Annotated in this window: 23 protein-coding genes, 1 riboswitch and 1 other annotated feature; of the genes, 10 read left to right on the top strand and 13 right to left on the bottom strand. The window is 44.7% G+C overall.

Features of this window, described 5'->3' with window-relative positions:
- Positions 1-36: 36 nt before the first annotated feature.
- The 13 genes from add to proC form a co-directional block, all read right to left on the bottom strand.
- Entirely contained in the window at positions 37-1029 is a 993-nt protein-coding gene (gene add, locus DS742_RS03485; protein WP_117415639.1) for an adenosine deaminase, read from the bottom strand.
- Positions 1030-1091: 62 nt separating this feature from the next.
- Complete coding sequence (locus DS742_RS03480) at positions 1092-1892, bottom strand: ABC transporter permease (RefSeq protein ID WP_117415638.1); 801 nt, start codon at positions 1890-1892, stop codon at positions 1092-1094.
- Positions 1893-1894: 2 nt separating this feature from the next.
- A complete protein-coding gene (locus DS742_RS03475) occupies positions 1895-2692 on the bottom strand; it encodes an ABC transporter permease subunit (protein WP_170313350.1) in 798 nt (265 codons plus the stop codon).
- Positions 2693-2702: 10 nt separating this feature from the next.
- Positions 2703-3575, bottom strand: a complete 873-nt coding sequence (locus DS742_RS03470; protein WP_117415636.1) for an ABC transporter ATP-binding protein — start codon at positions 3573-3575, stop codon at positions 2703-2705.
- 16 nt (positions 3576-3591) lie between these two features.
- The gene (locus DS742_RS03465; RefSeq protein ID WP_242996383.1) at positions 3592-6072 is read right to left on the bottom strand and encodes a phosphoenolpyruvate synthase; all 2481 of its coding nucleotides are present in this window, start codon (positions 6070-6072) and stop codon (positions 3592-3594) included.
- Positions 6072-6683 (bottom strand): TetR/AcrR family transcriptional regulator, encoded by a 612-nt coding sequence (locus tag DS742_RS03460; protein WP_117415634.1) that lies wholly within the window; start codon positions 6681-6683, stop codon positions 6072-6074. Before DS742_RS03460 ends, DS742_RS03465 begins: the two co-directional genes overlap by 1 nt.
- Before the next feature lie 210 nt (positions 6684-6893).
- On the bottom strand, positions 6894-7802 hold the full coding sequence (locus DS742_RS03455; RefSeq protein WP_242996379.1) for an AEC family transporter: 909 nt from the start codon (positions 7800-7802) through the stop codon (positions 6894-6896).
- Positions 7803-7807: 5 nt separating this feature from the next.
- Positions 7808-9031, bottom strand: a complete 1224-nt coding sequence (locus DS742_RS03450) for an NAD(P)-dependent oxidoreductase (protein WP_117415633.1) — start codon at positions 9029-9031, stop codon at positions 7808-7810.
- Positions 9032-9304: 273 nt separating this feature from the next.
- On the bottom strand, positions 9305-9829 hold the full coding sequence (locus DS742_RS03445) for an adenine phosphoribosyltransferase (protein WP_117415632.1): 525 nt from the start codon (positions 9827-9829) through the stop codon (positions 9305-9307).
- 118 nt (positions 9830-9947) lie between these two features.
- Entirely contained in the window at positions 9948-10835 is an 888-nt protein-coding gene (locus DS742_RS03440; protein WP_117415631.1) for a site-specific tyrosine recombinase, read from the bottom strand.
- Positions 10836-11054: 219 nt separating this feature from the next.
- Positions 11055-11654 carry a stage II sporulation protein M gene (locus DS742_RS03435; RefSeq protein ID WP_117415630.1) on the bottom strand — a complete coding sequence of 200 codons (600 nt, stop codon included), beginning with the start codon at positions 11652-11654 and terminating at the stop codon, positions 11055-11057.
- Between the two features lie 58 nt (positions 11655-11712).
- The gene (locus tag DS742_RS03430) at positions 11713-12261 is read right to left on the bottom strand and encodes an NUDIX hydrolase (protein ID WP_117415629.1); all 549 of its coding nucleotides are present in this window, start codon (positions 12259-12261) and stop codon (positions 11713-11715) included.
- 27 nt (positions 12262-12288) lie between these two features.
- The gene (gene proC / locus DS742_RS03425; RefSeq protein ID WP_117415628.1) at positions 12289-13083 is read right to left on the bottom strand and encodes a pyrroline-5-carboxylate reductase; all 795 of its coding nucleotides are present in this window, start codon (positions 13081-13083) and stop codon (positions 12289-12291) included.
- Between the two features lie 295 nt (positions 13084-13378).
- On the opposite strand from proC, the gene DS742_RS03420 reads away from it, so the two are divergent.
- The 10 genes from DS742_RS03420 (at position 13379) to thiC (ending at position 24894) form a co-directional block, all read left to right on the top strand.
- Entirely contained in the window at positions 13379-15505 is a 2127-nt protein-coding gene (locus tag DS742_RS03420; RefSeq protein ID WP_117415627.1) for a PTS sugar transporter subunit IIABC, read from the top strand.
- 95 nt (positions 15506-15600) lie between these two features.
- Positions 15601-16431: a PRD domain-containing protein gene (locus DS742_RS03415; protein ID WP_117415724.1), complete on the top strand. Its 831-nt coding sequence runs from the start codon at positions 15601-15603 to the stop codon at positions 16429-16431.
- A gap of 110 nt (positions 16432-16541) precedes the next feature.
- Positions 16542-16806: a binding site (T-box leader), on the top strand.
- A 75-nt stretch (positions 16807-16881) separates the two neighbouring features.
- Positions 16882-18363, top strand: coding sequence for an anthranilate synthase component I family protein (locus DS742_RS03410; RefSeq protein WP_117415626.1), 1482 nt, complete (start codon positions 16882-16884; stop codon positions 18361-18363).
- Positions 18363-18932: an anthranilate synthase component II gene (locus DS742_RS03405; protein ID WP_117415625.1), complete on the top strand. Its 570-nt coding sequence runs from the start codon at positions 18363-18365 to the stop codon at positions 18930-18932. The genes DS742_RS03410 and DS742_RS03405 overlap by 1 nt, the downstream gene beginning before the upstream one ends.
- Before the next feature lie 14 nt (positions 18933-18946).
- On the top strand, positions 18947-19966 hold the full coding sequence (gene trpD / locus DS742_RS03400) for an anthranilate phosphoribosyltransferase (protein WP_117415624.1): 1020 nt from the start codon (positions 18947-18949) through the stop codon (positions 19964-19966).
- Complete coding sequence (trpC, locus tag DS742_RS03395; RefSeq protein ID WP_117415623.1) at positions 19963-20769, top strand: indole-3-glycerol phosphate synthase TrpC; 807 nt, start codon at positions 19963-19965, stop codon at positions 20767-20769. The genes trpD and trpC overlap by 4 nt, the downstream gene beginning before the upstream one ends.
- On the top strand, positions 20756-21439 hold the full coding sequence (locus DS742_RS03390) for a phosphoribosylanthranilate isomerase (protein WP_117415622.1): 684 nt from the start codon (positions 20756-20758) through the stop codon (positions 21437-21439). Before trpC ends, DS742_RS03390 begins: the two co-directional genes overlap by 14 nt.
- Positions 21385-22569, top strand: coding sequence for a tryptophan synthase subunit beta (trpB, locus tag DS742_RS03385; protein WP_117415621.1), 1185 nt, complete (start codon positions 21385-21387; stop codon positions 22567-22569). The genes DS742_RS03390 and trpB overlap by 55 nt, the downstream gene beginning before the upstream one ends.
- Positions 22562-23335, top strand: coding sequence for a tryptophan synthase subunit alpha (trpA, locus tag DS742_RS03380; RefSeq protein WP_117415620.1), 774 nt, complete (start codon positions 22562-22564; stop codon positions 23333-23335). Before trpB ends, trpA begins: the two co-directional genes overlap by 8 nt.
- A 57-nt stretch (positions 23336-23392) precedes the next feature.
- Positions 23393-23501: riboswitch (TPP riboswitch) on the top strand.
- Positions 23502-23586: 85 nt separating this feature from the next.
- Positions 23587-24894, top strand: a complete 1308-nt coding sequence (gene thiC / locus DS742_RS03375) for a phosphomethylpyrimidine synthase ThiC (RefSeq protein WP_117415619.1) — start codon at positions 23587-23589, stop codon at positions 24892-24894.
- Positions 24895-24899 lie beyond the last annotated feature (5 nt).

The following is a 24899-nucleotide window of genomic DNA, read 5'->3' as shown; positions in this document are numbered from 1 at the left end:
AACATTCCTGTTTTCACCGATTTTTAAACGTAGTTATCATACATTATACGTATTATTGTCGAAAAAAGCAATTATTTTTTCTTTCTCCTCCGCTTCGATAAAAGCGGCTTCCAGCGCATAGCGGTTCATCTGCCTTAAGTCTGCTTCTGTAAATCCCATATACTTCTGAATCAGCTCCGCCTCTTTTTCCAGAGTCGTATCCGATACCGTCATGTTATCCGTATTATAGGTTACCGGTATCCCCCAGTCGTAAAACGCTTTTAACGGATGTTTTTCGATGGAGGGAACCGCTTTCGTCTGAAGGTTGCTGATCACACACATCTCTAAGGTAATTTTTTCCTTTTTTAAGAGGTCCATACAGGACTGGGACTGAATTGCCGCACAACCGTGTCCGATTCTCTTTGCTCCATAGGAGACGGCTTTTATAATATTCTCACAGTCTCCGCATTCTCCTGCATGTATGGTAAATGGAATATTCTTCTGCCCGGCTCTTCTAAAAAGAGGCTCAAAATGAGCCATTGGGACAAGGCCTTCCGGACCTGCAATATCAACGCCCGCAACGCCCTTGCCAAGATAGGAAGAAGCCAGTTCAAAGGTCTCCTCATTTTCCTTATCCGATCCGTTTACCATAGCGCACAGCAGAAGCCCTGCTTTCAGTGCGGTGCCTTCCATTCCTTTATTCATTCCCTTTATAACGGCTTCCAGAACCTTTTCTTTCGAAAGTCCTTTTCTCATATGAAGCTGAGGCGCAAAACGGATTTCACTGTAAATAAGTCCCTGGTCAGCAAGTCGTCTGGTTAAATCCTCACATGCCAGTGTAAGAGCTTCTTCTGTCTGCAGAAGCTGCCCTGGTAAATCGAAACATTTCAGATAATCCACAAGGCTTTCACAGTTTTCCCCCACTGAAACACTGTCCTTTATATCCTGTCCTTCAAAATCATATCCGATCTGCGCTGCTAAAAGCCTTACCACATCAATAGATAAGGACCCGTCAAGGTGCAGATGGAGGTCAGTTTCCGGTCGCTTCATAATTGATCCCTCCTTCATTCGATGGAAACATTCTACCATATAATAAGGAAAGCAACAATTATTTATTTTGGTATCAGATCCCTCTTTTCGTAAAAACCGGCCGCCAGGGAACAGCCTGCCAGAATAATCCCCATGGATAGGAGGATATAAAAAGGATCTAATCCCTTTTCTGATATGGATACCACATTAAAATATCCAACCGGTGTCAGCATGTTTAAGAGATTCCCATTGCCGGTATAATCAAGGGCAAAGCGGATCATATAAAACAATGCTACCGTAAGCATTGTAAAAAGGCTTGCGGTTTTATAGTTTTTGGAAAGGCTGGAAATGAAAAGCCCGGTAGTGAAAAGCACTAATTGTGTAAGAAATATTCCAGCGGTAGTGATGATATGGATGCCGGTAATACTGGTATCTCCCAGTGGCAGGATGATAAACAAATACGACATGATCCCCACAGTGATGGAAAACACACCAAGATTTGTTACTGCCGCTCCGATTTTCGCCCAGATGATGGCGGAACGTTTATAAGGTTTTGTGAACAGGAACTCGCTGGTGCCAAACATTACCTCCCTGGAAACAGCAAATACCCCTGTAAATCCGGCATAAAAGAAGGCCAGTAAGTCAGTCCAGAATACCATGCACTGATAGGCTCCCAGGGGAGTATCAATTCTTATCCCATTCAGTCCGAACAAAATCAATATGATCTTGGGGAAGCCTTCTGCCAACTTTGCAATTTCCCCCATTGCTTCCTTTAGCACTACAAATTCTATTGCAGCAAATCCTGTAAGCATTACGACCAGCACCAGCCATATCATCAACAGCTTTCTTGTCAATTTCAGCTCTTTAAAGTATATCGTCTTCATGTTCAGCCTCCAAATACAACATCTTTTTTTAGGTATACACTGCAGCTGACATACAACAGCCCACCGGCCAGGATTACATACCACACCACATAATTCCACTGGTAAAATCCGGTTTCAGCAATGCTCATAGGATCAAAGAAAGCAAAAGGGGTAAAATATCCCAGCACCGGTTCATGGATTTTCTTTGACATGGAGCTTAAACAAAATAAGGCAAACATGACGCAGGAGGATAGGAGCACAGGCGTCCGCACATTGGGAAAAAACGTACCTGCAGCTGTCCCCAAAACCACAAACATCAGCTCCACCAGCACAAGGGATTTCCCTATGAGCAGGAATGCCCTCCAATCAACGGAGATTCCTTTTACGGTCAGAAGGGCGAGTGCAGCTCCCGTGATATAGACTGTTCCCACAATCAGGCTGCCTGCCGTACAGGCAAGAAACTTACAAAAGAAAACCCTTTTCCTGGAATGAGGCTTCGTCAGCAAAAATTCTGCCGATTTGTTCAAATATTCTTTGGTATGGGAGGAAAAGGCAATGCTCATACCATGAATCGCCGCCGCTGCCATTGCAAAGCTGTTTAAAAAGCTGAACATACCAAGAGGGGTCATTACAAAGGCTGCACTGACTCCAAATGCTTCAAACATAGGGTTATTATTAATGGCCTCTGCTATCATATCATCTGTCCCTGAGATGAAACCAAGGTAAGTGGGCAGCATGAGAAAGATCAGACCACCCATGGACAGGGACCAGATAATGATATTTTTCTTTAGCTGTTTCAATTCGTATTTAAATACAGTCATCCCCTTCTCCTCACCTGTAATAGTGCATGAAAATTTCTTCCAGCGCCGGTTCTTCGATAAAAAGGTCATGGACCTCTAATGCGGATAGTTTTGCCAGGATTTCTCCCATATTCCCCATAAACATGAATGAGGCACCATTGCCTTCCTGATGATAATTGGTAATTCCTCCAAGATCAAAAAAACCTGCCGGTATTTTTTCTGCCGTGACACTGATTTTTTTATGGCTGTTGGCCCGAAGCTCACTGATTTTTTGTACACCGACCATCTTTCCTTCTTTTAAAATTGCCACACGGTCGCAGATCTTCTGCACCTCCGACAGGACGTGGGATGAAAAGAATATCGTTGCACCACGCTTATTTTCTTCTTTTAAAATTGTAAAAAACTCCTGCTGGACCAGCGGGTCTAAGCCGCTGGTGGGTTCGTCTAATATGATGAGCCTGGGAGAGTGTAGCAAAGCGCACAGGATCCCTGCTTTCTTTTTGTTACCAAGGGATAAATCGGCCATTTTACGGGACAAGTCAAGGCTTAAGCGTCTGGAAAGCTCTTTTATTTTGTCATCGTTCTTTACACCGTATAAATCCGCCGCATAATTAACCAGCTCCCGGACCGTCATATTATCATAATACACGGACTCGCCGGGCAGATATCCCACATCCTTTGCGATCTCTGCGGCCTGTCTGATACAGTCCATGCCAAATATCTGCGCACTGCCGGAGGTGGGACGGATCAGTGACAGAAGCGTGCGGATGGTAGTGGATTTACCTGCCCCGTTTGGCCCGATAAATCCGAAAATCTCTCCTTCTTCTACAGAAAAACTCACATCTTCAATGCCCCTGTGATCCCCATAGTTCTTGGTCAGGTTTTTAATATGAATTGCTTTCACTGGAGAACCTCCTTTCTCATTTCAAAAACTCAACGTAACCCATATTGCCGTTTATACGGATCCAGTCACCATCCTTTATGTGCTTTGTAGCATCGGTCACGCCCACCACCGCAGGCAGCCCGTATTCCCGTGTGATGACCGCTCCGTGGGTTGCCATTCCGCCAACCTCCGTGACAAGTCCGCTCACAGAAATAAATGCCGGGGTCCAGCTGGGGTCGGTGAATTTTGTTACCAGAATATCACCTTTTTCTATTTTTCCAGCTTCCTTTATGTCCAGGATGACCCTGGCCCGGCCCTCTGTTATACCGCCTGATACGGCAAGCCCTGGAAGCGCCCCGTCAGGAACCTTGCGTTTGTATTCCCCTTCCACCACTTCTCCGTCAGAGAAGATGAGGCGGGGCGGTGTCAGAGACGCGTACTTTTCATAATCTGCACGTATTGCATCGATTTTTTTATAATCGGGTTCCTGCTCTTTGTTATATAAACCGGCCAGCTCCGGAAGGCTTAAATAGAAAACATCATCGACTCTTCTTAGCCTGCCTGTTTCCACAAGCTTTTCAGATTCCCGGATGACCGCCTGTTTATATTCCCAATAGCGTTTCATCCAGTAATATTTCGGGGATTCCCTCAGGCCTAAGAAATTCCGGTAAAAGGAAAGCTGTTTTGCCAGCTTCCTGGCCTTCTTTATTCCCCATTTCTTTTTGGCAGCCAGAACCATGGCTTTTACCGCCTCCCTGCTTTCCCGCTGTCCCTGAAGGTACCTTTGCTCTGCGTGGCCCTTGGGGAGTCTTACATCGGCCAATACGGTAGGAAGGATTTTCCCTGGTGCTTCGGCAAAACGGAGCTTTGCAATATCTATTTCCCCTGGACAGCGCATACCGTACCGGGAGAAAAATTCTTCAAAGGCTTTCGCAGCTTTCTCTCCGCCCTGCTGTCTTTTTAAGTCATCAATGCAAAACCGGTCCCCGGCTGTTTCAAGGTATTTTACAGCCTCCGGATAATCTCTGACTGCGTCTGCAATACGGCTGACGTAAAATCCCATTTCTGAGGTGATGTTCCCCTTTATGGATTTTGACACATCAACGCTTATATTGTCCCTCCCAAGGAGGAGTTTTCCCGCTTTATCTATAGGCTTTGTGAGAAAGAAAGCGATCATAAGAGGCCCAAGGCCTTCCGGGTCAAACAGGCTTTTCATGAGATTGTCCGTGTCGTTTACAATGTAATCGATCACTGCCTTGCCGGTCAGATGATCAAGTTCTTTTTTTGTTTTCCGGATTAACGCTTCCATGCGTCGGTTATAGCCGTCAATGATGGCGGGATCGTTTTTCCGGTAGATTCTGAATCCGGCAGTAATGCACCTGGCCACATCCTTTGGTATTGCAAAGTCGCTCTTCTGACCTTTGGGAATGGATTTAATATAATCCTTTCTTTCCAGAACCTGATTAAATGCGCTGTTCATAAGTTCATCGGAATTGGAAAGCTTTTGCCTCACCAGGATCTTGCCTGCCGGACTGTTTAGATTGTGGGTAATCTCCATATAGGGCCGCCCGCCCACTTCCGTGATCTTTACAGTTTTTGACATCAATTTCCAAAGAGACATGCCAAGGGGCAGCATGGTGTCGGTCATCATCTGTAAGTGGCCGACAGAAATAAAACAGCGTTTGAAACCATCAGGAGATGGGGGACATGGAAAAAGAGTGGTGATTGCCCGGGACTGAACGATGTAGAACTTCTCCCCGTCAAAACACCATTCAATATCCTGTGGACAGCCAAATACCTTTTCAATTTTTTTCCCTATGTCAGAAAGGGCGGTTACCAATGATTCCGTAAGACATGGTTCCCCACCGCTTCTTTTCTTAACAATTCCTCCCTTGACCGTCCATGTAACCGGAGTCTTACGACCGGACACCAGCTCTTCCCCAAGACCTTCAACTGCTTCAATGGCTGTTGTAAAACGGTCTGAGGTTATGGGATCAGCGGTAAACATGACCCCTGCCGCCTTTGCTTGCACCATTTTTTGTACGACTACGGCCATTTGGACTTCGCTTTCGTCAAATCCATTTTTTGCCCGGTAGGAAACTGCCCCCTGGTTATACAGAGAGGCAAAACAGTTGATGACTGCTTTTGTTACTGCTTCCATACCGGAAACATTTAAAAAGGTGTCCTGCTGGCCTGCAAAAGAAGCATCCGGCAGATCCTCGGCTGTGGCGGAGGATCGGACTGCAACGGAAATATTATCTCCCAGGCCGTCATAGGCGGTTTGAATTAACTTTACTGCTTCGTCGGGCAGCGTAAGTCCGGCAACGGCAGATTTTATATCACCCTGGGCATGGATGACGGCAGGCTGGATATAGTTCTTAAAAAACTCTGTTGTAATAATAAAGCCACCCGGAACTTTCTCAGAAAAATGCCGGGTAAGTCTGGAAAGACTGGCTCCCTTGCCACCGGATATCCTGACGGAACCGGCCTCTTTATCCTGAATATTCAGTATATACATCACAGGTATTCCTCCTTATATAGATTGTTTTTCAGCATGTGCATGGTTTTTTCCAGTTCTTCAGTAATCTTTTCAAGATCACACCGGCCATCGGACATTTCGTGGGCGTATCCTTCCGCCATAAGGAACAGCAGACGCATGACCGCATCAATGTCCACACCTTCCTTAAATTTGGCCGCGTCCTCCTTTTTCACCACCAGATCATAAGAAAACCGCTGAGCTTCCGGCATGATCTTTTTTGTGATATCAATTACCTCTTCATCCGTTTCTTCAAACATGCTGATAATAAATCTCAGTATTTGCGGATACTTTACCAGTATGCCCATTTTCATTCTTGAAGCTGCAGTGATGCGCTCAAACAAATCGCAGCAAACATCTATTTCATTCCGTTTGTAAGCGTCAACCATAACATTTCTTACGTATTCTGACAGGTAAAGGTATAAATCTCTTTTTGTGCCAAAATAATGGAACAGCATGGGTTTGGATACTCCGCTGCTCTTGGCAATATCACCCATGGATGCCTTCTTGTATCCATGCTTTCCAAAACACTTTAACGCTGCCTCAATAATGGGCTGCAGCTTTTCTTCTGATAGTTCTCTATATTTTTCCATATTTTCACCTTCTGAAACGTTATTGACCGAATCGGTCTATATCTTGATTGTAACACTATGAACCGATTCGGTCAACATTTATTTCTCTCTCATAAAAATCCCAACAATTTTTAGTATCGTAAAACAAAAAATACCCTGATAGTAAAACACAGCCTCTTTTTCTGTGTTTTACTATCAGGGCACCGTTTACGCCTTTCATGGCCCGTTCAATTATAAAACCATGCACCACAAAGGGATCGTCACCAGGGACAGCAGGGTAGTTACCACCACGCATTTGGTGGCAAATATATAATCTCCGTCGTACTTTGCCGCCAGTATGGCTGTGGTGCTTCCTGCCGGCATACCCGTCAGCAGCACCGATACGCCGGATATCATCGGACTCACGGGAAAGAGTCGGCAGCATATAAAAACCAGAAAGGGAATAAAAAACAGACGGATAAATGTATACTTCATAATCCCCTTATCAAAAATACTGCCCGCTTTCACCTCCGCAAGAATTGTTCCGATTAAAACCATGGATACAGTTGTAGTACAACCGCCCACATTTCGAATGGTATTTTCTAAAAATACTGGCATTGATATCTGGGTAATCATAAAAAACAGACCGATATATACTGCAACAATACAAGGGTGGGTAAGAACCTTCTTCACCACTGTCTTCTTATCCGGACTTTCTGTAAAATAAGAGACTCCTGCAGACCACATCACAATTCTCTGGGGAACGAGAAAGATGGACGCATACATCAGTCCCTCTGCCCCGTAAACCCCTTCTGCAATTGGATTTCCCATAAAACCGGCATTGGAGCAGACCGTTCCATACTGAAGCACCTTCTTACGCCGCTCCGGTTCCTTTTTATAAAAGGTATTGGCTATTATCAGACAGCCAAACTGAATCAGTGTGGCAATCACCAGAATAACCGCAAAACCTTTTAAAATATCCATATTAAATTCAATGAGAAAGGAACTGATAATATTGCACGGCAGGATGAGATCAATAACCAGATCTGTCAGCACCTGTTTTGCACTGTCCGGAAGGATTCCCAGTTTCCTTAAAACCACTCCGGAGGCAACCAGCAAAAACAGCATACCCTGGAGGTTTATGAGACTGCTATTAATCATAATTTTCACACTTCTTTTGTTTTCATATATTCATCCATGGCTTCTGCCACTGTTTTTGAATAGGCCACAGCCTCAACGACTGTTCTTGCTCCAAGCACCACATCACCTGAAGCAAATATGCCTGGTATGGTTGTCTGCCCATTGTCGTCTGTCATAAGCAGGCCGTTCTGGCTGGCTTTTAAGCCCTCGGTGGTATTCACCAGTTTGCTCTTTGGCCCCTGGCTGACAGAAATTATGGTGGAATCGGCGAAGATCTGCTCCCGCTCCTCACCCAGTCCTGTCTGTTTTCCCTCTTCATCGTAACGAACCTTTACAAATACCGGACCATCATCCGTTATCTCCGCAATCTGCATTCCGAATTGAAATTCAGCACCGTCCAGTCTGGCATAGGCTGTTTCATGTTCACTGGCATTACTTGCCATACCTCTAGCATAAAGAGTCACTTTCCTCGCGCCGTGGCGAATGGCAGTTCTGGCCACATCCATGGCGGAATTGCCCATTCCTATGATGGCAATGGTATCTCCCAGATGATAGGCGTCCGGATTTGCCAGATAGTCAATGGCATAATGGACATTACCCAGAGATTCTCCCTTTACTCCAAGAGTTTTTGGTCTCCATACACCGGTTCCGATAAAGATGCTCTGATATCCATCCCGGATCAGATCTTTTATTTCCAGCGCTGTACCAATGGCTGTATTCGGACGTATCTTCACACCGATTTCCAGCAGCTTTTTCTTATAACGTTCCAGTATGGATTTGGGAAGACGGAATTCAGGAATACCGTACTGTAACACTCCTCCAACTTTATCTCTGGCATCAAAAATGGTCACACTGTAGCCCTTTTTTGTAAGCAGGATAGCAATGGTGATACCGGCCGGTCCTGCACCAATTACCGCCACCTTCTTCCCGTTTGCAGGCAGACATTCAATCTTCATCTGGTCAAAAATTGTATCAGAAATATAGTTTTCAATACTGCTGATATGGACTGGCTGCCCCTTTTTCCCTAATATACAGTGGCCTTCACACTGCTTCTCATGGTTGCAGACTAGAGAACAAACCAGAGACATGGGATTATTTTCAAATACCATCTCTCCAGCTTTATTTAAATTCCCCTCTTTAAATGCCTGAATCATCTGGGGAATGTTAGTCTGTATGGGACACCCCTGCCGGCATAATGGTTTTTTGCAGTTTAAGCATCTGTTTGCTTCATCAATTACATGTACAGCCATAATTTATTATCCTTTCGTTTTTGCTCTCTATTATTTTTTCCGGTTTTTAAATTGTTCTTATGTTGCACATTGTATACAATCCAATGTGCTGGACACATCATATCACACTCAAAATCAGAAAATCAATAGGCTGCATGCATGTTCAAAAAAAAATAAATTATGACAAAAAAATATCGATTTATCAGGGATTCTTATTGAAAAAAAGAGAATTCAAAGCCTTTGTGCAGCCATGAAAACGGGCGGCAAAAAGCCTTAAATTCTCTAACCAATTGATTATTTACCCTCGTAGGAAATCATCGCTTCCACATCATATCCGGTAAGTCTGTCTCTTCCGTTTAATCCGGCAAGCTCCATGATAAAACAGATCTTAACCACTTCACCGCCAAGTTCTTCCACCAGCTTAATGATGGCTTCAATGGTTCCTCCGGTTGCAATCAGGTCATCTATAATAACCACCTTCTGTCCCGGTTTAATGGAATCTTTGTGTATCTCTACGGTTGCCTTGCCATATTCCAGTTCATAATCAGCAGAAAGAACCTCTCTGGGAAGCTTTCCCTTTTTCCGCACAGGTATAAATCCCTTGTGCTCTGCATAGGCTACCGGCACACCAAAAATAAAGCCTCTGGACTCAGGCCCGATTACAGAATCATATTCCACTCCTTTTAACATCTGGCGGATGCCATCCACAGCCATGGATAGTCCGTCCGGGTCTTCCAGAATGGTAGTCACATCGCGGAATACAATTCCTGCTTCCGGAAAATCCGGAATGCTTGTGACATAATCTTCTAATTTCTTCATCTTTTATCCCTCATAATCATAAAATTTTCCTGCAGCTTTTCACGCCGACTCACCTATTATAGCGCAAAGAGTCTTCACAGGCAAATATTGTTTTATATTCTTCTATATTATATTCCGGTTAACTTCTCGGGTGCGCTCCTGCGTAATTACGCCGCACAGTTTCTTTCTGGGCGTAGTTCATATACATCTGTGTGGTAGCCATATCAGAATGACCAAGCATGGCCTGTACCGCATGAATATCCGCACCGTTGCGAAGCAGATGGGCCGCGAAAGAATGTCTTAACGTATGAGGGGTAATATCGGACTGAATGCCCGCCTTATCACCGTAATATTTAATGATCTTCCAGAAGCCCTGACGGCTCATGGGTTTTCCGCTGCAGTTAGTAAACAGCCAGTCCGATTCCTGTCCCTTTAAAAGAGTCTGCCTGCCCCGCTCCATATAAGCGGAAAGAGCCAGCTTTGCCACCTTGCCAAAGGGTATCATACGCTCCTTATGCTCGTCCCGGCATGTGATATATCCCACGGTAAGATTCACATCCCTGCTCTCTAAATGAATCAGCTCCGACACCCTGATTCCTGTTGCATAAAGAAGCTCCAGCATGGCGCGGTCTCTCAGCTCTTTGGGAGAGTCCCCGTTTGGCTGGCTTAAGAGGCAGTTGACTTCATCGACGGTCAATATGGTAGGTGCCTTCTTCTCAACCCTGGGCGCCTTTAAAAGCTCTGCCGGATCTCTGGATATCAGACCTTCCCTGCATTCATAATGGAAAAATGCCTTCATGGAAGCCAGACAGCGTGAAATGGTAGTAGTCGCTCTGCCTTCTTTTTCCAGAAACAGGATATAGGAGTTTAAACTTGTCTTCGTCACCTTGTCCACTTCCATAATTCCCTGCTTCCCTAAAAAAGAAGCCATTTGAATTAAATCTCTCTGGTATGACACCTCAGTGTTTTTTGATGTTTTTTTTATCTCTCTTAAATAAATTATAAAATGATTAATATCGGCTACCATTTCAATATCCCCTGACCTTCCGGTTTCAAAAAATGGCCTAAAATAAGGCTTCTTCCTAACATTATATAGACTATTTTCGATAAAATCAAACACATTTTTTGAACGGAAAAAGCACTTTACATAACATATACCAGATATTGGTGGCATGCTCCGTTATTTCGCAAGATATGGTGAATTTTAATCAATCATTTTATATTATTTTTTTAAATAATCCCCTGTTTATAAGACAAATTTCAAAAAAACAGGATTAATCCAGGTCTCCAGAGCACTTCCCAGTACAGACAGAAGAAGAATGAAAAAAAGTACGGCAGCCCGAAAACGTTTCCCCTTCTGCAGGCCCCAGTACAGCAAAAGAATCCACAGCGGCAGATAGCAAAGCCACTGAGGCATGACTGTCATGAAAAAAAACGGCAGTCCCATTAATCCCTTCTGTACGGTAATGACAGACATGACAAATCCCATGGAAAAACCCAGTCCTGCAGTGAGCAGACAGTATAAAAAAACCGCATACGCAGTCATCCCGATCAGCCAGGCGATAAAGATCTGAACCAGTCTCTGTCTTACGACTTCCAAGAAAAGCCCCATGCTCTCCTGCCCGACTGCGCTCCTGTTTCTGTCTAAAAGCCCCAGATAATAAACTGCTTCATTTTCAAAAGAAGAATACCAGAAGTTGGCAATGACTGTTCCTGCCATCAGACCGATGAAAAAACAGACCAGATACCGGTCATCCGCTCTGACTTTCGTTGATACGGGAATATATCCGCTGCTTAAAGCTCTCCTCTTTAGTCCGTATTTCAATCGCATCAGATAATCAGCCATAAAAATCCCCCTACAGGTCTTGTCATAATTTATGCCTGCAGAGGGTCTGTTTATTCCCTTATTTTACATCATACTTCCTGGCATATGCCAGAATCGCCCCAATGGTCTTTCCGTCTGTAATCTCTCCCTGATAGATCTTTTCTTCCAGATCTTTTACTGTCCATTCTTCCACTTCAATATATTCATCTTCATCTAAATTTTGTCTGGACGGCTCTAAATCCCGTGCCACAAAAATATCAATTACTTCATCACAGAATGCAACCGTAGTGTTGACTCTTATGAGAAATTCCAGCTTCTCTTTTTCTGTCTTAAATCCGGTCTCTTCCTCCAGTTCTCTATGGGCACAGTCAATCTTCGGCTCCTCCGGATAATTCAGTGCTCCCGCCGGGACTTCCAGAGTATAGCGGTCCAGTGCATTGCGGTACTGCCTGACCATAAGTATGGTTCCATCTTTTGTGACCGGAACTACTGCTGCCGCCCCAATATGATGAATAAAATCCCAGTGCGCCAGATGTCCGTTTGCATCCACTGTATCTTCGTAAATTTTCAAAATGCTCCCCTGATATTTAAAGGTTCTGTTTAATCGTTTTACCGGAAGCTGATCCATGATAGCTTCTCCTTTCCTGTCATCGTCCTATATCTTCTCACATTTCTTAAAACAGGCATCGGATGCCTTTATCACCGCATTGCGGAAACCATATTCCTCTAAAGCAGAGACTGCGGCAATGGTGGTTCCTCCCGGGGAACAGACCTTGTCTTTGAGTGCTCCCGGATGCTCCCCTGTTTCCAGCACCATTCTGGCACTTCCTGCTACTGCCTGTGCTGCCATCTCATAGGCTGCATCCCTTGGCAGGCCATACTTTACTGCGCTGTCAGCCAGAGCCTCAATAAACATATAGACATAAGCAGGAGAACTGCCGCTGACACAGACCACTGCATTCATCAGCCGCTCTTCCACGATCCTCATCTTGCCCAGGGAACTGAAAATTCCGGCAATGGCAGTTTTCTCTTCCTCTGTGAAAACCTTATCATCATAGCAGACTCCGGTCATGCCTTCGCCCAGCAGCGCAGGAGTATTGGGCATGGCACGAACCACTCGTTTTCCCTCTCCCAGCTTTTCCTTTAACTGGTCCGTGGTGATTCCGGGTGCAATGGACATCATAACATTTTTTTCTGTTACCACATCACGAAGTTCTGCCAATACCGGATCCATATACTGGGGTTTTACCGCAAGAACGATATATTTTGCAAGACCCGCACATTCCTGGTTAGATTCCGCCCAGTCAATTCCAAGTTCTTCTGCTACTTCCCTGCAGCGGTCCTGATTTACATCAGTAAAAACAATGTCCTCTTTCTCATATTGTTTCAGCAAGCCTTTTGCGATTGCATATCCCATATTTCCTATTCCAATGATTCCTATTTTCGCCATCTGATATCCTCCTGCTTTTTTTACTGCTATCAATTAGCACCATTCTAACACCATTTTTTCAAATGTCAATGACGTGAAAACGAAAGAAGATATTGATTGACAAAATTGAGATAATAATATATAATTAAGCAGTTATAGTGTGTTACTGATTAATCAGGCATTAACTATGCATGAATATTTTTGGAATGTTTATGCTGGTTAGTGCTTTTTTTGTGTCCGGAAACGAAAAAGCTTCATGATAAGCATTTCAAAATCAAAGATAATTATAATTAAGAAGTTGAAAGGAGTCTTATTAATGAAGGACAAGATTTTTGGAGTATTACAAAGAATTGGCAGATCATTTATGTTACCAATAGCAATTTTACCGGTTGCTGGTCTGCTGCTTGGAATAGGTGGTTCTTTTACTAATAAAACCATGTTAGACGCCTATGGGCTTACAACGTTCATGGGCGAAGGAACCGTTCTCAATGCATTGTTACAGATCATGAATAGTGCAGGTAATATAGTATTTTCAAATTTACCAATTATCTTTGCAATAGGCGTTGCGATCGGTATGGCAAATAAAGAGAAGGAAGTTGCAGCTTTGGCTGCGACAATTGCATTTTTTATTATGCATGCTTCTATCAGCTCATTAATCAGTATTCATGATAATGGAGAAGGTCTTTTAGCAGGTGCTACAACTTCCGTTTGCGGTATTCCATCATTGCAGATGGGTGTTTTTGGAGGCATTATTGTAGGTTTAGGAGTAGCAGCACTTCATAATAAATTTTATAAGATACAGCTTCCGCAGGTTCTGTCATTTTTTGGCGGAACACGATTTGTACCGATTATTTCGGGAGTGGTATATGTTTTTGTAGGTATTCTCATGTATTATGTCTGGCCGGTTGTTCAGATGGGAATATTTGAAGTAGGAAACATTGTTTTAAATAGTGGTTATGCCGGAACATGGGTTTATGGGTTTATGGAAAGGCTTCTGATACCATTTGGTCTTCATCATGTATTTTACCTGCCATTCTGGCAGACAAGTATTGGTGGAAGGTTAGAGGTTTCAGGTAAAATGATCGAAGGTGCGCAGAATATTTTCTTTGCCCAGCTTACAGATCCCACTGTAAAACATTTTGCGGTTTCGGCTACACGTTTTATGTCAGGAAAATTCCCGCTTATGATTTTTGGACTTCCAGGAGCAGCACTTGCCATGTACCATACTGCAAGACCCGAAAACAAAAAGGTTGTTGGAGGATTATTATTGTCAGCAGCACTTACCTCAATGCTTACAGGTATCACGGAGCCTCTTGAATTTACGTTCTTATTTGTTGCTCCGTTACTTTACGGGATTCATTGTGTTTTGGCAGGAGCAGCTTATATGATCATGCATATGTGTGGAGTTGGTGTAGGCATGACCTTTTCCGGCGGATTTATTGATATGTTCTTATTTGGTATCCTTCAGGGAAATGCAAAGACCAGCTGGATATGGATTGTAATAGTAGGGATTGGATATTTCCTCTTTTATTATATTCTCTTCTCATACTTAATCAGGAAATTTGATTTAAAGACACCAGGCCGTGATAAGCAGGAAGAAATAAAGCTGTATACAAGAGCCGATGTAAATGCTCAAAAAAATGGAAACAATGAGCCCCCGCAGGACGTTGTTTCAGCAGGCATCTTAAAAGGCCTTGGAGGAAAGAAGAATATAACTTCAGTGGATTGTTGTGCGACAAGACTCCGCTGCACAGTAACAGACGGAAATCTTGTTAACGATGATGTGTTAAAGGCAACAGGTGCCAGCGGAGTCGTGCATAAAGGAAACGGCGTACAGATTATATATGGTCCGAGAGTGACCATTATCAAGTCAAATTTTGAGGACTATTTAGAGACTGCACCAGAGGAGGCAGACTTTGATTATACAGAAAACCACGATTCGTCAGAAAGCGTAAAATCGAAAAAAGATAAAAAGGTGATCAGTTCCATAATCATTTCCAGCCCGATTACAGGAGAGGCTGCAGATCTAACCACTGCACCCGACGAAGGATTTGCTGGAAAAATGATGGGAGATGGTGCAGTCGTTACACCAACAGAAGAAATAGTTACTGCACCCGAAGATGGAGAAGTCTGCTTCGTATTTGAGACTAAACATGCGATAGGTTATCAAACGGACCTTGGTGTCACAATGATTATCCATGTAGGAATCGATACGGTCAAACTTGCTGGAAAAGGTTTTCAAGTATTTGTGGAAAATGGACAGAAGGTAAAGAAAGGGGATAAGCTCCTTAAAATTGATTTGGAGTACTTAAAAACAGCAGCACCATCTATATGCTCTCCTGTCATCTGCACAGAACTTAAGGATAATCAGGAGATTAGACTAATTGCAAATGGTAAGGTTAAAGCAGGCGAACCATTATTTGCTGTGGATACTTTTGAATAAGTATTTGTGAAATGCATATTGTAATTGTCTATTCTTTCGGTTTTATTCATGATAAAATGGAAAACAATTCATACAGAGAGGATGGCGTTTACGATATGTACCGCATAAGTAAGATATTAAATCACAACAGTATAATCGCAATTGATATGACTGATAATAAAGAATATATTTTATTGGGAAAAGGAATTGGATTTGGGAAAAAGGTATCGGAACGCTTTGAGGCACCAGAGGATTGCTCTGTTTACTCTTTACAGGAAAAGTCAGAACGAGGTACGAACAGAGAACTGGTTAAGAGCGTTTCACCTGAATACTTTGAATATGCCAATGCAATTTTAGATGAGGCAGAGAAAAGGGTTGGAAATCTTGACCGGAGCATCCTGTTTCCAATGGCGGATCATATTTCATTTGCGGTACAGAGAATTCAGAATGGGGAGCAGATATATAATCCTCTCACAGAAGATATAAAGGCTTTATTCCATAGCGAATTTAAGGCAGCATTGATTTTACGGGATATTTTAAAAAAAGAAAAGAACATTGATATAGATGATGATGAGATCGGATATGTTTCCCTGCACATTCATGCAGCTAAAGAGGATGTTCACACTTCAATCTCGATAAAGATGGCTGAGGCGGTAAGAAGATGTATCAACATCATTGAAAATAAAAAAAATTGTAAGATCGATGTAATGTCTCTGTCTTATAACAGGCTTATGAACCATGTAAAATATATGGTAGCCAGAATCGTAAAGAACGAAGAATTAAAGTTGAATATCAATGACTATCTGGAATTTAAAATTCCGGAGTCCTTTACGATAGCAACTACAATCTGTGACGAGTTAAGCATCGCATTAAAACTGGAAATAAAAGAAGTGGAAATCGGTTATTTAGCCATGCACATAGAAAGGGTAATAATGAGTGAAGAATAAACACTTGTGTTTTGCCTCCTGTCGATTGATGTGTTGATCTGAATAAATTAAATTTCAAATAACGTATTGACATTTTCATTTTAATCTCATATACTGTAGCAAAGCAAAGTAATAAACTGTTGAGCAGGAGTAAGTAAGATCTCTTCATCATGCACAGAGAGCTTCCGGTTGGTGAAAGGAAGCGTTGATGTCTGGTCTGAATGGACCTGCGAGGGCGGCTTGAAACCGGTGTTTATCTCCGGTAGTAGATGCTGACGGGTTTCCTATCCGTTATCAAGGGGAGGCACATGTTGGTGTGTTATAAGCGGGAGAAGTCTATCTTCTCCAATCAGGGTGGTACCGCGGAACGAGTCACTACAAGCTTCCGTCCCTCTTATCCATAGAATTATGGAAGAGGGACGGGAGCTTTTTTTATTAAAAAAATTCTTATTCAGGAAAGGAGCCAGTATTATGACTATCACACCGGATTGCAGGGAGATCGAAGCGCTTGGCGCTTCCTACCCTGTCATACCAGTCTGCCGGGAAATTTTTGCAGACATTGTAACCCCCATCACTCTGCTGAGAAAAATCGGGGCATTAAGCAGAAAACACTTTCTGTTAGAAAGCATTGAGGGCGGCGAAACCTGGGGACGCTACTCCTTTCTTGGTTATGACCCTGTCATGAAGGTCAGCTGCCAGGACCATGTGGTCACCATACGCCGTTACGACAGCATCACGGGAGCTGCTCAGGATGAGGTTTTTAGATCGGACACTCCCTTTGAGGTTCTTAGGGAACTGCTAAAGGAATACCGTTCCCCTAAGATTCCCGGACTCCCACCCTTTACCGGAGGCTTCGTCGGTTATTTCGCTTACAGCATGATTGGATATGCTGAGCCTGTCCTGTCCATCAAAAAAGGCGACTGCAGCGACTTTGATCTGATGCTGTTTGACACAGTGATTGCCTATGATCATCTGAAACAGAAAATATGCATCGTGGTAAATATGAAGACCGACCGGATTATGGAAAACTATGGAACCGCCTGTGCAAGACTGGAAAATATCGCACGCATGATCGGGGAAAATACTCCCCTGAAACAATCAGCCGTACAGGGCAGGCCGGATTTTTACTGCAACGTTTCCAAAGAGGAATACTGCCATATGGTGGAAAAAGCTAAGGAATACATTGTGGACGGTGACATTTTTCAGGCTGTCTTATCCAGACAGTTTAAAAGCGAATATCACGACAGCCTCTTAAATGCTTACCGGGTGCTGCGGACCACAAACCCTTCCCCTTACATGGTTTATCTCCACATGGATGAGACAGAGATTATCAGCACTTCTCCGGAGACATTAGTCCGTCTGAAGGACGGCAGACTGACTACCTTCCCGGTTGCCGGCTCCAGACCCAGGGGAAGCAGTGATGAGGAAGACAGACAGCTGGAAGAAGAGCTGCTTGCCGATGAAAAGGAACTGTCCGAACACAACATGCTTGTGGATTTAGGGCGGAATGATCTGGGAAAAATTGCAAAGTTTTCCACAGTTGAAGTCACCGGATACAAGATGATCCACCGGTTCTCCCGGATTATGCACATCTGTTCCCAGGTAGAGGCCGACATACGGCCAGACTGTGACGGATTCTCCGCAATCGAGGCGGTACTGCCCGCCGGTACACTCTCCGGTGCACCAAAGATACGTGCCTGTGAGATCATCGAGGAGCTGGAGATGGAGCCGCGAGGCATCTACGGAGGTGCGCTTGGGTACATTGATTTTACCGGAAACATGGATACCTGCATTGCCATACGAATGGCTGTGAAGAAAAATGGAACAGTAACCGTTCAGGCCGGCGGCGGGATTGTGGCTGACAGTGTTCCGGAGCTGGAATATGAAGAATCAGGAAACAAGGCAAAGGCTGTAATCCACGCAATTGAAACGGCTGGGGAGGTGAATGACTGATGATACTGCTGATTGATAATTATGACAGCTTCTCCTATAATCTGGTCCAGCTGTTCGGTTCCATTGAACCGGATATTAAAGTCATAAGAAATGACGAACTGACTGTGGAGGAAATCCGCCTCTTGCACCCTTCCCATATCATACTCTCTCCAGGTCCGGGATATCCAAAGGATGCCGGTGTGTGCGAGACAGTGGTAAAGGAGCTTGCCGGAACCGTTCCAATTCTTGGTGTCTGTCTGGGGCACCAGGGGATCTGTGAGGTTTACGGGGCAAATATCTCCCACGCAAAAAAACTGATGCACGGGAAGCAGAGTCTGATTGATATTGATACCTCAGATCCCATTTTTAAAGGACTTCCAGATACGATACCTGCTGCCAGATACCATTCTCTGATAGCAGAAAAGGAATCCCTTCCTGAGAGCCTGTCAGTGATCGGAACTGACTCCATCGGTGAAGTCATGGCAGTCAAACATAAAGAGTATGCAGTCTATGGACTGCAGTTTCACCCCGAATCCATACTCACACCAGATGGAATGACCATATTAAAAAATTTTCTGACCATTATATAAAGGAGGCAAACCCAATGATTCAAGAAGCAATCCACGATGTAATTGAAGGGCAGGACTTGAGCTTTCAGGCTGCAAGAGAGGTTATGAATGAAATTATGAGCGGGGAAACCACTCCGGCCCAGATGGCGGCATTTTTAACGGCTCTGCGTATGAAGGGCGAAACCATTGACGAGATCACGGCCTGCGCCACAGTTATGCGGGAAAAAGCACTGAAACTTGCACCTGATTTTCCGGTTATTGATATTGTTGGCACAGGAGGCGATGAGGTGGGAACCTTTAACATCTCCACCACCAGCGCCTTTGTAGTGGCTGCAGGAGGTGTCCCGGTTGCAAAGCACGGGAACAGAAGCGTTTCCAGCAAAAGCGGCGCTGCAGACGTTTTGGAGCAGCTGGGTGTCAACTTAAATCTTACGGCAGAACAGTCTGGTAAGGTTTTAAAAGAGACGGGAATGTGTTTTCTCTTTGCACAGGTCCATCATTCTTCCATGAAATATGCAGGTCCTGTCAGAAAAGAGCTTGGAGTCCGTACCATCTTTAACATACTCGGACCTTTATCAAACCCGGCAGGCGCCACCATGCAGCTTTTAGGTGTATACGATAAAAAGCTGGTGGAACCCCTTGCCCAGGTATTAAGCAACTTAGGAGTAAAACGGGGGCTGGTTGTCTGCGGATCAGACGGACTGGATGAAGCAACCGTAACGGGTCCAACCCATGTCTGTGAAATCCGTTTCGGGGAACTGATTCCGTATGAAATTACTCCGGAGCAGTTTTCCTTAACCCGCAGCAGCCTTTCCGACTTACTGGGCGGAACCCCTTCCGATAATGCCAAAATTACAAAGGAAATTTTAGAGGGAACACTTCGCGGTCCAAAACGGGATATCGTGGTTTTAAATTCCGCCCTCAGTCTTTATCTTGGCATTGACAACTGCACCATATCCGACTGCATTCAAACTGCTTCCGACTTAATTGATTCCGGAAAAGCTGCTGCAAAACTGGAAGAATTTGTAAAAGCGGTGAATGAGGTGGCTTTATGATCCTTGATACCCTGGCCGCAGCCTCAAAAAAGCGGGCGGAGGAAGCGAAAAAAACGATTCCGCTCAGTAAGATGGAGAAGATGGCATACCGTGCCTTTGACACTGGGCAGAGGGAATCTGATTTCTCATTTGAGAGGGTGATCTCCTCTCCCGGAATCTCCTTTATCTGTGAAGTAAAGCGTGCCTCTCCCTCAAAGGGAATGATCGCACCGGATTTTCCTTACAGGGAAATTGCCATGGAGTATGAAGCAGCCGGCGCAGACGCCGTTTCCGTACTGACAGAGCCGGAATACTTTCTGGGAAAAGGGGAATATTTAACCGAAATCAGCCAGTGTGTTTCCCTCCCTCTGTTAAGAAAGGATTTTACCGTAGATCCTTATCAGATACTGGAAGCCAAGGTGCTTGGCGCCTCGGCAGTTCTTCTTATCTGTGCTCTTCTTAATACCGGACAGCTGAAAGAATACATCAAAATCTGTGACAGCCTTGGACTCAGCGCACTTGTGGAAGCTCACGATGAAGAAGAAATCTACAGCGCACTTTGTGCAGGAGCCCGCCTGATCGGAGTCAATAACCGGAACTTAAAGACATTTCAGGTTGACTTTGAAAATTCTATCCGTTTAAGGAGCCTGGTGCCTGCAGGAACCGCATTCATTGCTGAAAGCGGGATACAGAACGCCGATGATGTAAAGCGGCTGTATCAGGCAGGTGTAAACGGAGTCTTGATCGGAGAAAGCCTGATGCGCTCTCCTGACAAGAAAAAGATTCTGCAGGAAATGAGGAACGCTGCCAATGATGAATTCTAATAAGAAAATCAAGATATGCGGCCTCACACGAAAAGAGGATGTGCTTGCTGTCAACTGCTATAAGCCGGATTACATCGGGTTTGTTTTTGCCCCGGGAAAGCGGCAGCTTAATTTCAGGCAGGCTGAGCTTTTAAGAAATGACCTTCTTCCTGAAATACCGGCTGTAGGAGTCTTCGTAAACAGCCCTGCAGACGAGATCATTTCCCTGGTAAAAAGTAATGTAATTCAGATGATTCAGCTTCATGGGGAGGAACGTGAGCCGGATATTCTGGAACTGAAAAACAGATTAGACCGTCCGGTCCCCATTATGAAAGCAATCCGTGTCCGGTCCGCGGCTGATATTTCTGAAGCGGAAAAGCTTTCTGCGGACTACCTTCTTCTGGACTCCTATGTAAAGGGAATTCAGGGAGGCAGCGGAACATGTTTTGACTGGTCCATGATTCCGGCGATTAAGAAACCCTGGTTTCTGGCAGGGGGCATCGGCATGGAAAACATAGAGGAAGCGCTTAAAACGAAAGCATTCTGTCTGGATGTCAGCAGTCTGGCTGAAACAAACGGCAGAAAAGACCCGGAAAAAATCAAAAAAATCATACAAACAGTAAGGAGTGGAAAATTATGTCAAAAGGAAGATTTGGACAGCACGGCGGACAATTTATCCCCGAAACGCTGATGAATGCAGTGACGGAACTGGAGAAAGCCTACAATGCCTGTATGCAGGATGAAGAATTTCTGGCAGAGTTAAAGACACTGCATGAAACCTACACAGGAAGGCCTTCTCTGCTTTACTACGCAGAGAAAATGACAGAGGATCTTGGAGGTGCAAAGATTTATCTAAAACGGGAAGATTTAAACCACACCGGATCCCACAAAATCAACAATGCACTGGGCCAGGTTCTTCTTGCAAAAAAAATGGGAAAAACCCGTGTCATCGCAGAAACCGGTGCCGGCCAGCACGGAGTGGCTACTGCTACTGCCGCAGCCTTAATGGGGATGGAATGTGAAATCTTCATGGGAAAAGAGGATACGGACCGGCAGGCATTAAATGTATTCCGTATGGAGCTTCTGGGTGCAAAGGTTCATCCGGTTACCAGCGGTACGCAGACCTTAAAGGATGCGGTAAATGAAACTCTTAGGGAATGGACCAACCGGGTGGAGGACACCCACTATGTCCTGGGTTCCGTCATGGGGCCTCACCCATTTCCCACTATTGTGCGGGATTTCCAGAGCATCATCGGAAAGGAAGTCAGGGAGCAGATCTTAAAAGCTGAGGGAAAGCTTCCCGACATGCTGATCGCCTGTGTGGGCGGTGGAAGCAATGCCATGGGCCTGTTTTATGATTTTATTGGAGATACCTCTGTTAAGCTGGTGGGCTGTGAGGCTGCCGGTCACGGCATTGATACAGATAAAAATGCTGCCACCATTTCCACCGGAACCGTAGGAATCTTCCACGGTATGAAATCCTACTTCTGCCAGGATGAATACGGACAGATCGCTCCGGTTTACTCCATCTCAGCAGGACTTGACTATCCGGGAATCGGACCGGAGCACGCCGCACTGTTTGATACCGGAAGGGCCGATTATGTTCCTGTCACCGACGATGAGGCGGTGGACGCATTTGAATATTTATCCCGGAAGGAAGGAATCATCCCTGCCATTGAAAGCGCCCATGCGGTGGCTTATGCCAGAAAGGCTGCACCTTCCATGGGAAAAGACCAGGTCATCGTCATTAACTTATCCGGCCGCGGAGACAAGGATGTGGCCGCAATTGCACGTTACAAGGGGGTAGAAATCTATGAGTAGAATCAGTGAAGCATTTGCAAAAGGAAAAGCATTTATCCCGTTTATTACAGCCGGTGACCCGGACCTTGCAATTACAGAGCAGCTGGTTCCTGCCATGGCTAAAGCAGGTGCCGATATCATAGAACTGGGAATTCCTTTTTCTGATCCGGTTGCAGAGGGAATCGTGATTCAGGAAGCAGACCAGCGCGCTCTTGCATCCGGCACTACCGCAGATAAAATTTTTGAAACCGTCACCCGTATTCGGCAAAAAACGAATGTGCCCCTGGCATTTATGACTTATATTAACCCCATATTTGTATATGGAAGCGAGCGTTTCATTAAAAATGCGGCAGAATGCGGCATTGATGCTCTTATCGTACCCGATATGCCGTTTGAAGAAAAGGATGAACTTCATCCCATCTGCCAAAAGTACGGAATTGACTTAATTTCCCTGATCGCTCCCACGTCTAAGGAACGAATTACGGCCATTGCTTCGGAAGCAGAGGGATTTGTTTACTGTGTTTCTTCCATGGGCGTAACAGGTGTGAGAAAGGAAATCACCTCTGACATCAAAGATATGGTTTCTCTTGTAAAGGATTCCAAAGATATTCCCTGTGCCATAGGCTTTGGAATTTCCACACCGGAACAGGCGAAAGAGTTAAGTAACTATGCAGATGGTATTATCGTGGGAAGCGCCATTGTAAAGCTGGCTGCCATGCATGGAAAAGACTGTGTGGAACCAATTTGCAGCTACATAAGACAGATGAAATCTGCAATAACCGGTTGATCCCCCACTTGGATTAAGCAAATTCCACTTGACATCCATTTAGACCGGTGCTACACTAGTGCCACAAGAGGGAGCTCGTATGCGGGCTGAGAGGAAGTTATCAAACTTCGACCTTTATAACCTGATTTGGGTAATGCCAACGTAGGGATTTATACGAGACGGATGTATTGATCTGGGCCTGTACCTGTTGGTATGGGCTCTTTTTTTGTCCAGAGCCGTAAATCCCTCCAAATAATGAAGGAGGACTACATATGAATTACACCACACAGATGGATGCCGCAAGAAAAGGCATTCTGACGCGGGAAATGGAAATCACAGCGAAAAAAGAAGGGATTAAACCGGAGGAGCTTATACAGCTGATTGCACAAGGTAAGGCAGTTATTCCTGCCAACAAACACCATACCTGCCTGGAGCCAAATGCCATCGGTTCCATGCTGAAAACAAAAATTAATGTAAATCTTGGAACTTCCAGAGATTTAAATGACATGGATCTGGAATTAAAAAAGGTAGAGGATGCGGTTTCACTGGGAGCTGAATCCATCATGGATTTAAGTTCCTTTGGAGATACCAGGAAATTCAGGAAACGGCTGACAGAAGAATGCCCGGCCATGATTGGAACGGTGCCCATTTACGATGCCGTTGTTTATTATCATAAGCCACTTAAGGAGATAACGTCTGAGGAGTGGATTCAGATTGTGGAAATGCATGCCCTTGACGGGGTGGATTTCATGACCATTCACGTAGGCATCAACAAGCAGACAGCACACCGTTTTAAAGAGGCAAAACGCCTGACTAATATCGTATCCAGAGGCGGTTCCATCATTTTTGCCTGGATGGAGATGACTGGAAATGAAAATCCATTCTATGAGCATTTTGACCGTATTCTGGAAATCTGCCGGGAACATGATGTGACATTAAGCCTTGGAGACGCCTGCCGTCCTGGCTGTATTGCGGATGCTTCCGATATTTCACAGATTGAAGAGCTGGTTACCCTTGGGGAACTGACCCGCCGTGCCTGGGAAAAGGATGTACAGGTAATTATAGAAGGACCAGGACATATGCCCCTGGACCAGATCGCCGCCAATATGAAAATCCAGGAGACCATCTGCAAGGGTGCACCTTTCTATGTACTGGGGCCGCTCGTCACTGACATTGCTCCTGGATATGATCACATTACCGCAGCTATCGGAGGGGCCATAGCTGCTGCTGCCGGAGCTTCTTTCCTCTGCTACGTAACGCCCGCGGAACACTTAAGGCTTCCCGATGCAGATGATGTGAAGGAAGGCATTATCTCTGCACGGATTGCAGCCCATGCTGCTGATCTGGCAAAAGGCATTAAGGGTGCGAAAGACTGGGATTACCAGATGAGTGACGCAAGAAAACGGCTGGACTGGGAAGCTATGTTTGATCTGGCCATTGATCCGGAAAAAGCAAGAAGATATCGTGCATCTTCCAAACCGGAAAAAGAAGATACCTGTTCCATGTGCGGTAATTTCTGCGCAATGAAAAATATGAACCGGATATTAGACGGGGAAATTGTCAACATCTATGATGAATGATATTG

Origin of the sequence: Lacrimispora amygdalina (assembly GCF_003432035.1) — a bacterium.
GTDB lineage: Bacteria > Bacillota > Clostridia > Lachnospirales > Lachnospiraceae > Lacrimispora > Lacrimispora amygdalina.
The sequence above is the reverse complement of the archived record's forward strand: the minus strand, read 5'-3'. Positions and strand labels throughout refer to the sequence as shown.

Bases quoted from the DNA above. Each gene is read 5' to 3' on its own strand.
- DS742_RS03475 (WP_170313350.1), bottom strand. From the start codon at position 2,692: ATGACTGTATTTAAATACGAATTGAAACAGCTAAAGAAAAATATCATT.
- proC (WP_117415628.1), bottom strand. From the start codon at position 13,083: ATGGCGAAAATAGGAATCATTGGAATAGGAAATATGGGATATGCAATC.
- DS742_RS03405 (WP_117415625.1), top strand. From the start codon at position 18,363: ATGATACTGCTGATTGATAATTATGACAGCTTCTCCTATAATCTGGTC.
- DS742_RS03480 (WP_117415638.1), bottom strand. From the start codon at position 1,892: ATGAAGACGATATACTTTAAAGAGCTGAAATTGACAAGAAAGCTGTTG.
- trpA (WP_117415620.1), top strand. From the start codon at position 22,562: ATGAGTAGAATCAGTGAAGCATTTGCAAAAGGAAAAGCATTTATCCCG.
- trpB (WP_117415621.1), top strand. From the start codon at position 21,385: ATGTCAAAAGGAAGATTTGGACAGCACGGCGGACAATTTATCCCCGAA.
- trpD (WP_117415624.1), top strand. From the start codon at position 18,947: ATGATTCAAGAAGCAATCCACGATGTAATTGAAGGGCAGGACTTGAGC.
- DS742_RS03465 (WP_242996383.1), bottom strand. From the start codon at position 6,072: ATGTATATACTGAATATTCAGGATAAAGAGGCCGGTTCCGTCAGGATA.
- thiC (WP_117415619.1), top strand. From the start codon at position 23,587: ATGAATTACACCACACAGATGGATGCCGCAAGAAAAGGCATTCTGACG.
- DS742_RS03430 (WP_117415629.1), bottom strand. From the start codon at position 12,261: ATGGATCAGCTTCCGGTAAAACGATTAAACAGAACCTTTAAATATCAG.
- DS742_RS03455 (WP_242996379.1), bottom strand. From the start codon at position 7,802: ATGATTAATAGCAGTCTCATAAACCTCCAGGGTATGCTGTTTTTGCTG.
- DS742_RS03410 (WP_117415626.1), top strand. From the start codon at position 16,882: ATGACTATCACACCGGATTGCAGGGAGATCGAAGCGCTTGGCGCTTCC.
- add (WP_117415639.1), bottom strand. From the start codon at position 1,029: ATGAAGCGACCGGAAACTGACCTCCATCTGCACCTTGACGGGTCCTTA.
- DS742_RS03450 (WP_117415633.1), bottom strand. From the start codon at position 9,031: ATGGCTGTACATGTAATTGATGAAGCAAACAGATGCTTAAACTGCAAA.
- DS742_RS03415 (WP_117415724.1), top strand. From the start codon at position 15,601: ATGTACCGCATAAGTAAGATATTAAATCACAACAGTATAATCGCAATT.
- DS742_RS03390 (WP_117415622.1), top strand. From the start codon at position 20,756: ATGATGAATTCTAATAAGAAAATCAAGATATGCGGCCTCACACGAAAA.
- DS742_RS03445 (WP_117415632.1), bottom strand. From the start codon at position 9,829: ATGAAGAAATTAGAAGATTATGTCACAAGCATTCCGGATTTTCCGGAA.
- trpC (WP_117415623.1), top strand. From the start codon at position 19,963: ATGATCCTTGATACCCTGGCCGCAGCCTCAAAAAAGCGGGCGGAGGAA.
- DS742_RS03440 (WP_117415631.1), bottom strand. From the start codon at position 10,835: ATGGTAGCCGATATTAATCATTTTATAATTTATTTAAGAGAGATAAAA.
- DS742_RS03435 (WP_117415630.1), bottom strand. From the start codon at position 11,654: ATGGCTGATTATCTGATGCGATTGAAATACGGACTAAAGAGGAGAGCT.
- DS742_RS03460 (WP_117415634.1), bottom strand. From the start codon at position 6,683: ATGGAAAAATATAGAGAACTATCAGAAGAAAAGCTGCAGCCCATTATT.
- DS742_RS03420 (WP_117415627.1), top strand. From the start codon at position 13,379: ATGAAGGACAAGATTTTTGGAGTATTACAAAGAATTGGCAGATCATTT.